The organism is Yokenella regensburgei ATCC 49455 (assembly GCF_000735455.1).
In the GTDB taxonomy this organism is placed as follows: Bacteria; Pseudomonadota; Gammaproteobacteria; order Enterobacterales; family Enterobacteriaceae; genus Yokenella; species Yokenella regensburgei.
This window is the reverse complement of sequence record NZ_JMPS01000077.1, coordinates 19,149-31,671: the sequence shown is the minus strand read 5'-3', so window position 1 is coordinate 31,671 and position 12,523 is coordinate 19,149. Positions and strand designations below refer to the sequence as shown.

10 protein-coding genes are annotated in these 12,523 nt (G+C 54.3%); 5 read left to right on the top strand and 5 right to left on the bottom strand.

Features of this window, described 5'->3' with window-relative positions; genetic code table 11:
- The first annotated feature begins 245 nt into the window (after positions 1-245).
- On the top strand, positions 246-548 hold the full coding sequence (locus GYRE_RS19940; RefSeq protein ID WP_006819773.1) for a SymE family type I addiction module toxin: 303 nt from the start codon (positions 246-248) through the stop codon (positions 546-548).
- Between the two features lie 104 nt (positions 549-652).
- Here the strand turns inward: GYRE_RS19940 and tpx are convergent, their stop codons facing one another.
- Positions 653-1,159, bottom strand: coding sequence for a thiol peroxidase (gene tpx, locus GYRE_RS19935; RefSeq protein WP_006819774.1), 507 nt, complete (start codon positions 1,157-1,159; stop codon positions 653-655).
- 101 nt (positions 1,160-1,260) lie between these two features.
- On the opposite strand from tpx, the gene ycjG reads away from it, so the two are divergent.
- Complete coding sequence (ycjG, locus tag GYRE_RS19930) at positions 1,261-2,226, top strand: L-Ala-D/L-Glu epimerase (RefSeq protein WP_038257790.1); 966 nt, start codon at positions 1,261-1,263, stop codon at positions 2,224-2,226.
- Here the strand turns inward: ycjG and mpaA are convergent.
- A complete protein-coding gene (mpaA, locus tag GYRE_RS19925; protein WP_006819776.1) occupies positions 2,217-2,930 on the bottom strand; it encodes a murein tripeptide amidase MpaA in 714 nt (237 codons plus the stop codon). The genes ycjG and mpaA overlap by 10 nt on opposite strands.
- Before the next feature lie 192 nt (positions 2,931-3,122).
- On the opposite strand from mpaA, the gene GYRE_RS19920 reads away from it, so the two are divergent.
- The gene (locus GYRE_RS19920) at positions 3,123-4,739 is read left to right on the top strand and encodes a peptide ABC transporter substrate-binding protein (protein ID WP_038257788.1); all 1,617 of its coding nucleotides are present in this window, start codon (positions 3,123-3,125) and stop codon (positions 4,737-4,739) included.
- A gap of 40 nt (positions 4,740-4,779) precedes the next feature.
- Here GYRE_RS19920 and GYRE_RS19915 read toward each other — a convergent pair whose 3' ends face one another.
- Both GYRE_RS19915 and GYRE_RS19910 read right to left on the bottom strand, forming a co-directional pair.
- A complete protein-coding gene (locus GYRE_RS19915; protein WP_038257802.1) occupies positions 4,780-6,012 on the bottom strand; it encodes a sensor domain-containing diguanylate cyclase in 1,233 nt (410 codons plus the stop codon).
- A 53-nt stretch (positions 6,013-6,065) separates the two neighbouring features.
- Complete coding sequence (locus GYRE_RS19910; protein ID WP_038257800.1) at positions 6,066-8,180, bottom strand: putative bifunctional diguanylate cyclase/phosphodiesterase; 2,115 nt, start codon at positions 8,178-8,180, stop codon at positions 6,066-6,068.
- A gap of 412 nt (positions 8,181-8,592) precedes the next feature.
- Between GYRE_RS19910 and GYRE_RS19905 the strand changes: the two genes are divergently transcribed.
- Positions 8,593-9,756 (top strand): methyl-accepting chemotaxis protein, encoded by a 1,164-nt coding sequence (locus tag GYRE_RS19905; protein ID WP_038257798.1) that lies wholly within the window; start codon positions 8,593-8,595, stop codon positions 9,754-9,756.
- A 151-nt stretch (positions 9,757-9,907) separates the two neighbouring features.
- Positions 9,908-10,891, top strand: coding sequence for a zinc transporter ZntB (zntB, locus tag GYRE_RS19900; protein ID WP_038257795.1), 984 nt, complete (start codon positions 9,908-9,910; stop codon positions 10,889-10,891).
- A 270-nt stretch (positions 10,892-11,161) separates the two neighbouring features.
- Here zntB and ttcA read toward each other — a convergent pair whose 3' ends face one another.
- Positions 11,162-12,097 (bottom strand): tRNA 2-thiocytidine(32) synthetase TtcA, encoded by a 936-nt coding sequence (gene ttcA, locus GYRE_RS19895; protein WP_006819783.1) that lies wholly within the window; start codon positions 12,095-12,097, stop codon positions 11,162-11,164.
- Between the last annotated feature and the right edge of the window lie 426 nt (positions 12,098-12,523).

Genomic DNA, 12,523 nt, shown 5'->3' with positions numbered 1-12,523 from the left:
ACTATGCCTCCACACCTGCAAATTCAGGTGTCGGGATTAGCCTCCTGAGTTTATCTTGTTGGCGACGCATGATTTTTTGTGTCGCACGCACGGTTACACCTCAATGGTGGGCCGGGTGAGGGCGTCGTAAGACGCGCCGGTTGCCAACAAGGCCGGTAAGGCTAACCTCGTCCGGTTCCGCCACCCGTGGGATTAGCCTCTCCGATGGCGGCATATTGATTGTTCGTTTGTTGGAGGTTGCCGTTATGGCTACGATCCCTGACCAGATTCAACCATCATCCAGAAAACCAGTTGATAAATCCCAGCGTCGCTACACGGTGGGCTATGTGCCGAATCGGGGCGATACCAGCACCCCGGCGATAAATTTAAGCGGAAAATGGCTCAAAGAGGTCGGGTTTGATACCGGCAGAGGGCTCACCGCCAGGATTGCCGGAGACTGCATTGTGCTGATCCCGGATAATGACGACGTACAGGCGCTACGCGAAGAGCTTAACGCGATAAAGCAGGCGGCAAAAGCGGTGAAAGCACGGGTACTTAGCTCACTTTGAAGGTCGAACACTTTCAGGGGAAAACCCGCTATAGTGAAGTGCGCTTATAAGAAAAAAGTCCCGGTCTTTCTACCAGGACTTTTTCAACAGTCTGCGAGGCGCGATTAGCCTTTCAGAACGGCCAGCGCTGCGTCGTAGTTCGGTTCTTCGGTGATTTCGTTCACCAGTTCGCTGTGGATGACGTTGTCGTTTTCATCCAGAACCACAACGGCGCGAGCTGCCAGGCCGCTCAGCGGGCCTTCAGCAATGGCAACGCCGTAATCGGCCAGGAAAGCCGGTGCGCGCAGAGTGGAGAGGGTGACCACGTTACCCAGGCCTTCCGCGCCGCAGAAGCGAGACTGGGCGAACGGCAGGTCAGCAGAGATGCACAGCACAACGGTGTTGTTCAGCTCAGAGGCCAGTTGGTTGAATTTACGCACGGATGCCGCGCAAACGCCGGTATCGATGCTTGGGAAAATGTTCAGTACTTTACGTTTGCCGGAATACTGGCTCAGCGCGACGTCGGAGAGATCTTTCGCGACCAGCGTAAACGCCTGCGCTTTAGCTCCCTTCTGCGGGATAGCGCCTTTAACAGATACTGGATTACCCTGGAAATGCACGGTCTGTGACATGATTATCTTCCTGTTTACATATAGTTAACGTCAGGTCTAGTGTATTCCAACAATAGTTAACACGGCAAACTGTATTTCGTATCAACCAGAGAGGACCTGGAATGAGAAGTCTACGCGTGTTTGAGGAGTCGTGGCCGCTGCATACGCCTTTTGTCATTGCCCGAGGTAGCCGCAGCGAAGCAAAAGTGGTGGTGGTAGAGATTGAAGAGAACGGCGTGAAGGGCGTGGGGGAATGCACGCCATACCCACGCTACGGTGAAAGTATCGACTCGGTCATGGCACAGATAATGACGGTCAACGACGCAATCGAACGCGGTGTCAGCCGCACCGAGCTGCAGTCGCTGTTGCCCGCCGGTGCGGCGCGTAACGCGCTGGACTGCGCGCTGTGGGATCTGGAGGCGCGCGAGGAAAAGGTGACGTTGTCACAATTAACCCACTCCATTCTCGCCGACACTATCACCACCGCCCAGACCGTGGTGATTGGCGAACCGGAAGCTATGGCCAGCTGTGCCAGAATTCTCTGGCAGAAGGGGGCGCGGCTGTTAAAAGTGAAGCTCGATGACCACCTGATAAGCGAGCGCATTGTCGCTATCCGCGCCGCCGTACCGGACGCGACCCTGATTGTCGACGCTAACGAATCCTGGCACAGCGACGGGCTGGCCTCACGCTGTCAGCTGCTGGCAGACCTCGGGGTGGCGATGCTGGAACAACCGCTACCGGCAAGCGAAGATGAGGCGCTGGAAAACTTTATCCATCCGCTGCCGATTTGCGCCGATGAGAGCTGCCATAGCCGCAGCAGCCTGCCAGCGCTGGCAGGTCGCTATGAGATGATCAACATTAAGCTTGATAAAACCGGCGGCCTGACCGAAGCGCTGGCGCTGGCTCAGGAAGCGAAAGCGCAGGGCTTTGCGCTGATGCTCGGCTGTATGCTCTGTACCTCACGGGCTATCGGTGCCGCACTCCCGCTGACTTCGCAGGTGCGCTTCGCCGATCTTGACGGCCCGACGTGGCTTTCGGTGGATGTCGACCCGGGGCTACGCTTCACCACCGGGATGCTTCATCTCTGAGAATGCCAGTGCAGAAGCCCGGTCATCGCCGCCAGATACTTCTCGCTGGCCTCATCGGAAGAGATGGGCGGAAATTCGGCGGTGATGCAGTGCAGCCCAATATCGGCACACCAGCTGCCAAACGACCCGGGCGTGTCGTAGCCTACGCTGCTCACCAGCGGCAGCTCAAACGCCTCTGCAAGCCAGCGCCCCAGTTCACTGTGACGCGGATCTTCAATACAGGCGAGCGGATCGTGAAACGATACGACCCAGGCCGGGTGAATTTTATGGATGAGCTGGCACAGCGCCTTGCTTTCAGGCTCTGAACCGGGCTTGTCGCCGGTCAGTAGCACGACGTCGCGGCTGTCGGCCTGGCTATTCCAGCGATATACCGTTTCGCCGGTTTTCCAGTTCGCCGCCGGAAAGTTGCGGTTCAGATCAACGCCGTTGGCGTTGGCGCGAAGCCCCAGCTGGCAACCGTCCGGGTTGACCGTGAGCACCACGTGATGACGGCGCATCTCCGGCGTTAACGTGCGCAGCGCGCAGGAGAGGGTGACTATCGATGAGTTCTCGTCGCCGTGGGTTCCGGCGATGATAAGCCCGCTGGTATGGTCAGCGAGAGGCGCCGGGAACCACAGCAGCGGTGCGCCTAAAAGCGAGCGGCCATAATGCTGTGTGCCTGGCGGAAAGGCACCGCGCTGCGCGCGGGGACGAGTGGCGGTCATAGCAATCCCTGAAGCGTAGTGTTGTTACTGGCAGTGTTGTGCAAAACTCGCCCTTAATCAATTAGTTTCCTCCAGATGCTAAATTTCGTCCTTTCATCAATTTTCTGTCACAAGTTGTTTGCATTTCATATTGTTGAAACAAATAATTACCCGGTCTTGTGGGTATGGTTTTCACTACTTTGAGGGGATCTCATGAAGCATCCTGTCGCGCTGACCTGTTGTGCGCTGTGGCTAAGTTCACTTTCTTCTGTCGCCGTCGCGGCGGATGTGCCTGCGGGGACGGTTCTCGCACAAAAGCAGACGCTGGTGCGTCACATAAAAGATGAACCCGCGTCCCTGGATCCTGCCAAAGCGGTGGGGCTTCCTGAGATCCAGGTGATCCGCGACCTGTATGAAGGGCTGGTGAACCAGGATGCGAAAGGCAATATTATTCCCGGGGTTGCCAGCAAATGGCAGACTAACGATAACCGGGTCTGGACCTTTACGCTTCGCGATAACGCTCAGTGGTCAGACGGTACGCCGGTGACCGCACAGGATTTTGTCTACAGCTGGCAGCGCCTGGTTGACCCGAAAACCACCTCTCCGTTTGCCTGGTTTGCGGCACTGGCCGGAATTGGCAATGCTCAGGACATCATCGATGGCAAAGCCACGCCGGATAAGCTTGCCGTCACTGCCGTTGACGCCAGAACTCTGCGCATTCAGCTGGATAAACCGCTGCCGTGGTTTGCTAACCTGACGGCAAACTTTGCCTTCTTCCCGGTGCAAAAAGCCACCGTTGAAGCGGATAAAAACTGGACGCGTCCTGGCAAGCTGGTGGGCAACGGTGCCTACGTGCTGAAAGACCGCGTGGTCAACGAAAAGCTGGTACTGACGCCGAACACTCACTACTGGGATAATGGCAAAACGGTTATCCAGCAGGTGACTTTCGTGCCCATTAATCAGGAATCGTCGGCGACCAAACGCTATCAGGCAGGGGATATCGACATCACCGAATCCTTCCCGAAAAACCTGTATAAAAAGCTGCTTAAAGATTTACCCGGCCAGGTCTATACGCCGCCGCAGCTTGGCACCTATTACTACGCTTTTAACACCCAGAAAGGGCCAACCGCCGACGCGCGCGTGCGTCTGGCGCTCAGCATGACTATCGACCGCCGCCTGATGGCCGATAAGGTGCTTGGCACCGGTGAGAAACCGGCCTGGCACTTCACGCCGGATGCTACCGCGGGCTTTACGCCGCAGCCTTCCGCGATGGAAGAGATGAGCCAGGAAGAGCTGAACGCGCAGGCGAAAACCCTGCTGCAGGCGGCGGGCTACGGTCCGGGACGTCCGCTTGAGCTAACGCTGCTGTATAACACTCAGGAAATTCACCAGAAGATAGCCATCGCGGTGGCATCGATGTGGAAGAAGAATCTTGGCGTGGACGTGAAGCTGCAAAACCAGGAGTGGAAAACCTATATTGATAGCCGCAACACCGGCAAGTTCGATATCGTTCGTGCCTCGTGGGTGGCGGACTACAACGAACCTTCCACCTTCCTGTCGCTGCTGACCTCCACGCACAGCGGTAATATTTCGCGCTTCAACGATCCGGCGTACGACAAAGTGCTGAACCAGGCGTCACTGGAGACGTCAGAAAAAGCGCGGAATACGGATTACAACGCGGCGGAGAAAATTCTGGCGGAGAAAGCGCCGATAGCACCCATCTACCAGTACACCAACGCGCGCTTGATTAAGCCGTGGGTAAAAGGCTACCCGATCACCAATGCTGAAGACGTGGCTTATACTCGCACCATGTACATCGTTAAACACTAGTGCAAAAACGGCGGTGCGGCTTGTCCGCACCGGACGTTCCTCAGGCCGCCAGCACCTTATTACGCCCGGCATTCTTGGCCTGATACAGCGCCGCATCCACCCGTCTGAACAGGGAATCCACCGATTCGCCGGGCTGATGACGCGTGACGCCGATGCTGACGGTAATAGACGGCAGTCCGTGTTCCCCGATGTGCATCACCGCGGCGCGGATGGTTTCGGCGAGCGTCACCGCTTTATCAAGCGTCGTTCGCGGCAGCAGCATGACAAACTCCTCGCCGCCCCAGCGAAAGACGTAATCTTCTTTTCGACAGCAGCTCTCCAGCGTGCGCGCAAGCTGTACCAGTACCTCATCGCCGGTCAGGTGCCCGTACACGTCGTTCACCAGCTTGAAGTTATCGGTATCAATCAACAGCAGCGAGTAGTCTTCGGATACCGGCAGCTGGCTGAAAGCTGATTGCTCGGTGAAGGTGTAAAACTGGCGGCGATTAAGCAGGCCGGTCAGCGGATCGCGCTGGGCGGCAAACTCCAGCTCCTGCTCAAGCCGTTTTTGTTCAGTGATGTCGTGCACGATGCACAGCATCAGCCGGTCGCCGTAAATTTCTACCGGCCCGGCGTAGGTCTGAACGTGACGGGTGGATCCATCCGCCAGCCGGTGCAGGAAATTCAGCGGTTTGTGGCCTCCCGGCAGACGGGCGATTTCCGACATGACCGGTAGCACCTGGCGCCCAAGGGTGTTGATCTCCCAGGTGTGTTTCTGACATATCTCTTCGCTGCTGTAGCCGTAAAAGCGCAGGGCGGCGAGATTTGCATCCACGATAAGGCCATCACGGGCCGGGTCTATCAGCAGCATTGGAGCGGTGGTGGTCATGAAAAAACGGGTGTAGAACCCCTGTTTGCGCGATTTATAGGCCACAGAGCGACTGGCTTTCAGCGAAGCGGGCGGGGCGATGTTTGCTCCCTCGAACAGAATGACGCTGCCGAGAGACGGCAGCGTCGCGAGCGTCAGCCGACAGCGCAAAGGTACCTCACCGTCGTCACCGTTAACGGTCCAGATCTCGACGATTTCATTGGTGGTGCCGAGATCGGCGATATACAGGGAGAGGCGGGCCTGAGCGCAGGCAGATACCGCGCCGCCGCGCATCTCTGTTAGCGTAAGGGCACCCATCACGTTCAGTGCTGCCTGGTTGGCAAATATCAGGGTCTCATTGGTTGGCTCAACCACCCACACTGGTGTGGTCAAAAACTCTAAAGCCGTTAACTCTGCTGACAACATCAATACTCCCCCGACCGGGTTCCCGTGTTTAAACATAATGCAAAATGTGCACTTCACGCCTGCTTTTTTTGTTTTTCGTGGTCGATGCCACGAAGCACAGGGGGAGGACTAAATGGGGGAGTGGCGACCAGGGCGGGGATCTCTGCGGCAGGAACCGGCCTTGCGAACAAATACCCCTGCAAATAACCGCAGCCAAGATGGGTCAGCAACTGCTGCTGCTCGGTAGTCTCAATCCCTTCCGCCACCACGTTCATGTTCATGGTGTGGGCAATATCGATAATCGTCGAAACAATCTTTACGTTCTTGTTGTTATCACGAATGTCCTTCACAAAGCTCTTGTCTATCTTTAGCTCGCCGGCGGGCAGGTTCTTCAGCGACAGCATATTGGAGTAACCGGTGCCAAAGTCATCAATCGATACGGTGATCCCGAGACGGGTAAAGTCGTTCAGGATCTTAACGCTACGTTCCAGATTGTTGAGCGCGGTACTTTCGGTGAGCTCAATGGTCAGGCGTGAAGGGACGATGTCGTGGCGATTAAGCGCGCCGCTGATGACGTCGAAGATGTCATGCTGCTCAAACTGTGCTGCGGAGAGATTGATAGAAAGCTTCCAGTCCGGATGACCGGCCAGGCTCCACTGTTTCAGCTGACGGCAGGCCTCGTCGATGACCCAGTGCCCCACTGAGACGATGAGCCCGGTTTTTTCCAGCGTGCTGAGAAACACCTCCGGCAGCAAAATACCGCGGGAAGGATGGCGCCAGCGCAGCAGGGCCTCAAAGCCGCACAGGGTTTGCTGGCGCGCGTGATATTTAGGTTGATACCAGAGCTCAAACTGTTCGCGCTCAAGTGCCTGGGTTAACTGCTGCAGAAACTCCGCGCCTTCCCAGATTTTCTTCATCATGGCGACGTCGTAGATGGCCCAGCCGTTGCGGCCCTGCTGTTTAATATTGTACATCGCGGTGTCGGCGTGCAGCTTCAGGTCCTGAAGCGTGTTTCCGTGCTCGGGGAAGAGGCTTATCCCGGCGCTGAGCGACACCTGGATGATTTGCCCGGCTTCGTAGAAAGGACGCTTGATACTTTCCACCATTCGCCCTGCAAGGTCGGCGACTTCAGACCCGTTAGTATCCGGCGCAAGCAGAATAAACTCGTCTCCACCCAGCCTTGCCAGCGTCATGCGAGAACTCAGGCAGGTGCTTATCCGGTTAGCAACCGAGACCAGCAGATGGTCACCCACATGGTGTCCCCAGGCGTCATTCACCAGCTTAAAGCGATCGAGATCCATAAAGACCAGCGCAAAGGGCTGTGAGGTTTTTTGCGCCAGGGCCAGGCACTCCTCAATCTTGAGATCAATCTGCGCACGGTTCGCGAGCCCGGTTAAACCGTCGAAACGGGCCTGCTGTTCAAGCTGCTGGTTCAGTTGCTGCAAACTCTCGGTGAGACGGGCGGTGCGTAGCTGCGAATCGACCATCGAAATAATCAGCATGACCCCGAGGATCGCAAGCGTTGTGGCGCTGACCCACACCGATAAACCGCTCTCTCCGATACCGCCGCCTATGTAGTGGGTATGTGGGCTGAAGGTGGCGGCGCTCATGCCGGTATAGTGCATCGCGGCGATGGCAATCCCCATCACCAGCGCCGCTACAATACGGTTAATAAGCACCCCTTTACCGTTTAGCCGCAGGCTGAACGCCAGCCATAGCGCCGCACCGGACGCAATGATAGCAATCGCGATGGAAAGCATGACCAGAGGGATATTCCAGCTGATGCTGTGCTGGGCGGTAAGGGCAAACATCCCTACATAGTGCATCACGACCACACCGCTGCTAAGAATAAGCGTGGCGATAACGTGGCGGCGAAGGGTGAGGGTATGGCTCATCACCGCGATATTAATGGAAGCGGTAGATGCCACAATGGCGACCAACAAAGAGATGACGGTGATGGTCACGTTGTAGTGCATTTCCATCGGCATTTTCATCGCCAGCATGCCAATAAAATGCATGGCCCAAATACCAATACCGAGAGTAGCACCACCGGATAACCGCCAGAATAGTACGGTCTTTTTATTAGAGGCAGCAATTTTCCCGGCGCTGTCGAGCGCAATAAATGAAGCGATAAACGCAACTAAAAATGAAATACCGATCAGAACCGGGTCCCACGAAACATACAGCATCATGCAATCCACTTCTTTAAAAGTTGTTCCGCTAATCTAGCAGTAAAAGCGTTCGCTGAGCGAATGAAATAACTGCCCGAACAAAGGCTTTTCTGCAGATTGATTAAGAATATATCCTGGTGTAACTCCTGCGGTGCTGATGTTTAAGCCACGCTAAATAATAGTGGAATGTGGGTAAAGTGTAATAAAAAAAGAGATACGTGGATGATATTTTATAGTGTGAGTATAGTCTTAAATCTCTCATTTTGGAGTTTTACGCTGTGTCTGTGGGGTTTTCGTGCATGATAACGCTCGCAAAGTGAAACTGGTCGCGTTAAAACACAAAGTTTGCTTTTCGGTTTCCCGGGGGTGAAAAACCCCACGGGCAGTGCTATAAACAAAATACCCCCAGGTTTGACCAGTGAGTTTTGGTATGCTCAGAAATATAAGCGTTCGCACATTCATATTGCTTTTTTTACTGGCCGTTTTTGTTGTTGCAAATATTATTTCGATTACACTATCAGCTTCGTTTTATTTATTGATGGCGTTAAATGTGTTGTGGTTTAGTGCCATTGTGGCGTTATGGTGGTATATGACCCGTTATCTGGTGACACCTATCAATACGGTTAAAAAAAGTATTGATGAAGTCACTGCGGGTAATTTGTCAGTGAATATACCGTTGTTTGGTAATAACTGTGCCGGACGCCTTATTCCAGGCATTAACAGCCTGTCCAGCAACATCGCTACGCTGGTGGCAGAAATCCGTGCATCTTCCCAGACGGCAATGTCGCTCTCGGAGCAGCTCGCCTCACGCAGTGCCGAACTGTCGGTGAAGACCGAGCAACAGTCTGCAACCCTGATGCAGACGGCTTCCAGCATGGAGGAGATCTCTGCCAGCACCAAAAATAATGCCGAAAATACCCGTCTTGCCAGCGATCGAGCCGGTGAGGCGACGCATTGTGCGCGTAAAGGCGGCGAGCTGATGGTGGATGTGGCGAATAATATGCAATCTATTACCGACTGCGCACGACAGATGACGGAAATTATTACCCTCATCGATGGCATTGCGTTTCAGACTAATATTCTGGCGCTGAACGCCGCGGTTGAAGCTGCGCGTGCGGGCGATCATGGAAAAGGTTTTTCCGTGGTGGCCGGCGAGGTACGAAATCTGGCGCATCGCAGTGCAGAAGCAGCCAAGAATATTAAGTCGCTTATCAGTGTCACCAGCGAAAACGTCACACAGGGTGCCAGTATTGTTGCTGAAGCTGAGAAAAATATGCAGGACATCGTTTCGGGCTCTGGTCTTCTCAGTAATCTGATGGAGCAAATTACGGTCTCTACGCTTCAGCAGGAGCGGGGGATTGAGCAGATAACCCTGGCGCTGTCAGAGCTTGAAAAAGTAACGCAGAGCAACGTGGCAATGGTGGAAGAGCTGGCAGGGTCGTCAGACGTTCTCCAGCAGCAGGTCGTTGAGCTGCAATCCCGGACGCGTAACTTCCGCCTGGGGGGCGACCATCATGCGGAGTCTGCCGCCCTGAGAAGCCCTCGTCCGGGCATCTCCCCGGCCAGGGAGCCGAACTACTGGCAATCGTTTTGAGTTAACCAATAAGGAATAGCGAAAGCCTGCGTAATGACGCAGGCTTTTTTTATTCTCATTTCTGAAATGCCGTGATGCAGACAACAGGCTGTTGCTTAACAATCGCATAACGCTAGACTGGTGTCAGTCACCAGCAGAATTGGGAGTGGATGTGGAAGCCATTAAAGGATCGGAAGTCAATGTGCCTGACGCGGTATTCGCCTGGCTACTGGATGGGCAGGGCGGCGCCAGGCCGCTCTCCAACGACGATGTTATCGACAGCCAGCAGCCGTGCTGGCTGCACCTGAATTACACTCACCCGGACAGCGCGCAGTGGCTGGCTACCACGCCGCTGCTGCCTAACAACGTGCGTGACGCGCTGGCGGGAGAAAGTACTCGTCCACGGGTGAACCGCCTGGGCGAAGGGACGTTACTCACGCTACGTTGTATTAATGGTAGTACCGACGAACGCCCCGATCAGCTGGTGGCGATGCGCCTGTACATTGATGAACGGCTGATTGTTTCCACCCGACAGCGAAAAGTGCTGGCGCTGGACGACATCGTTAATGATCTGCAGGAGGGAACCGGTCCGACGGGCTGCGGAGACTGGCTGGTGGATGTGTGCGATACGCTGACCGATCACGCCAGCGAGTTTATTGAGGAACTGCACGATCGTATCATCGATCTTGAGGACGATCTTCTGGACCAGAAGGTACCTGCACGCGGCGTACTGGCGCTTTTGCGTAAGCAGCTTATCGTGATGCGTCGCTATATGGCCCCGCAGCGCGATGTGTATGCCCGTTTATCCAGCGAGCGTTTATCGTGGATGACTGACGATCAGCGCCGGCGGATGCAGGATATTGCCGAACGGCTCGGCCGGGGGCTTGATGAGATTGACGCCTGTATCGCCCGCACCGGGGTGATGGCCGATGAAATCGCGCAGGTGATGCAGGAGTCGCTGACTCGTCGCACCTACACCATGTCGATGATGGCAATGGTTTTTCTCCCAAGCACCTTCCTGACCGGTTTGTTCGGCGTTAACCTGGGTGGGATCCCCGGCGGCGGCTGGCATCTCGGTTTTCCGCTGTTTTGCTTTATGTTGGTAGCGTTGATTGGTGGTGTTACCTGGTGGTTACATCGCAGTAAATGGTTGTAAAATTTCACCTTTCTAAGCACAACGGATGCCAGAAATGCGGTAAAGATTGAGCGAAGTCAATAAACACTCTACCCATTCAGGGCAATATTTCTCTCGCAGGTGAATGCAACGTCAAGCGATGGGCGTTGCGCTCCATATTGTCTTACTTCCTTTTTTGAATTACTGCATAGCACAATTGATTCGTACGACGCCGACTTAGATGAGTCGGCTTTTTTTTTGCCTGCGATTCAGGAAAGGGTAAAAAAAAGCCCTCCGGCGGAGGGCTTTCGTTTATTTGATTTCCAGCACATCGAGGCGTGTGGCCTGGAAGTCGTTTTCATCGTCTTCCGGCTGCCAGCCTGCTGGCTGCAGGGGGATTTCTTCACGGTCGAAGGCGAGGTCACCGCCGCCCACCACAGCAGACTCTTTGGTGAGGCCTTTGAAATCGAACAGCGCTTCATCACACAGGTGTGAAGGCACCACGTTCTGCATCGCGCTGAACATGGTTTCAATGCGCCCCGGGTAGCGTTTATCCCAGTCGCGCAGCATATCGCCAATCACCTGACGCTGCAGGTTCGGCTGTGAACCGCACAGGTTGCAAGGAATGATTGGGAAGCCTTTGGCTACCGAGAAGCGTTCGATGTCTTTCTCACGGCAGTAGGCCAGCGGACGAATAACAATGTGTTTACCGTCATCGCTCATCAGCTTCGGTGGCATGCCTTTCATCTTGCCGCCGTAGAACATATTAAGGAACAGGGTCTGCAGAATATCGTCGCGGTGATGGCCCAGCGCGATTTTGGTGGCACCCAGCTCAGTGGCGGTACGGTAGAGGATCCCGCGACGCAGGCGAGAGCACAGCGAGCAGGTAGTTTTGCCCTCCGGGATTTTTTCCTTCACGATGCCGTAGGTGTTTTCTTCGACGATCTTGTATTCAACACCCAGCTGCTGCAGATATTCCGGCAGGATATGCTCCGGGAAACCCGGCTGTTTCTGATCGAGGTTAACCGCCACCAGGCTGAAATTGACTGGTGCACTTTGCTGAAGATTACGCAAAATCTCCAGCATGGTGTAGCTGTCCTTACCGCCAGAGAGACACACCATGATGCGATCGCCTTCTTCAATCATATTGAAGTCGGCAATGGCTTCGCCGACATTACGGCGCAAACGTTTCTGCAATTTGTTCAGGTTGTACTGTTCTTTCTTTGTAACTTCTTGATTTTGCGACATGTGGCAATGACTCAATTCATGTGTAAACGGCGGCCAGGTGGAAGACGTGGCTGACGGACATCGGTCCGGATGGCAGATTGTAGCAAGAAAGGCAGGGCGAGATCGAAACTTAATTTTTACTTAATAGTGTGTAGATTATTTAAACCAGATTAGGGATAGTCATTAAATAAATCAGCGCATCAGAAAATTGAATAATTTAATTCTTCTTATATTATAAATAGTCATTATTATTGGGCATGGCAGTAAAATGCGGGCAGAGTGGGTTCTGACAGAGGAAGTGCTCAGCAATGCATCAACGGATTGTGCGGTATTTATATTAGAATTGGTCATAACATATGGATATAATTACATCCCACCATATTTTGTAGGTTGCAATAGGATTATTCTTTTTTATCAATTCGATTTAGCGATCGTTGAAGAGATTAT

What these genes read in the sequence shown, in the direction of transcription:
- GYRE_RS19940 (WP_006819773.1), top strand. Translation starts at nt 246, where the DNA reads ATGGCTACGATCCCTGACCAGATTCAACCATCATCCAGAAAACCAGTT.
- tpx (WP_006819774.1), bottom strand. Translation starts at nt 1,159, where the DNA reads ATGTCACAGACCGTGCATTTCCAGGGTAATCCAGTATCTGTTAAAGGC.
- ycjG (WP_038257790.1), top strand. Translation starts at nt 1,261, where the DNA reads ATGAGAAGTCTACGCGTGTTTGAGGAGTCGTGGCCGCTGCATACGCCT.
- mpaA (WP_006819776.1), bottom strand. Translation starts at nt 2,930, where the DNA reads ATGACCGCCACTCGTCCCCGCGCGCAGCGCGGTGCCTTTCCGCCAGGC.
- GYRE_RS19920 (WP_038257788.1), top strand. Translation starts at nt 3,123, where the DNA reads ATGAAGCATCCTGTCGCGCTGACCTGTTGTGCGCTGTGGCTAAGTTCA.
- GYRE_RS19915 (WP_038257802.1), bottom strand. Translation starts at nt 6,012, where the DNA reads ATGTTGTCAGCAGAGTTAACGGCTTTAGAGTTTTTGACCACACCAGTG.
- GYRE_RS19910 (WP_038257800.1), bottom strand. Translation starts at nt 8,180, where the DNA reads ATGCTGTATGTTTCGTGGGACCCGGTTCTGATCGGTATTTCATTTTTA.
- GYRE_RS19905 (WP_038257798.1), top strand. Translation starts at nt 8,593, where the DNA reads ATGCTCAGAAATATAAGCGTTCGCACATTCATATTGCTTTTTTTACTG.
- ttcA (WP_006819783.1), bottom strand. Translation starts at nt 12,097, where the DNA reads ATGTCGCAAAATCAAGAAGTTACAAAGAAAGAACAGTACAACCTGAAC.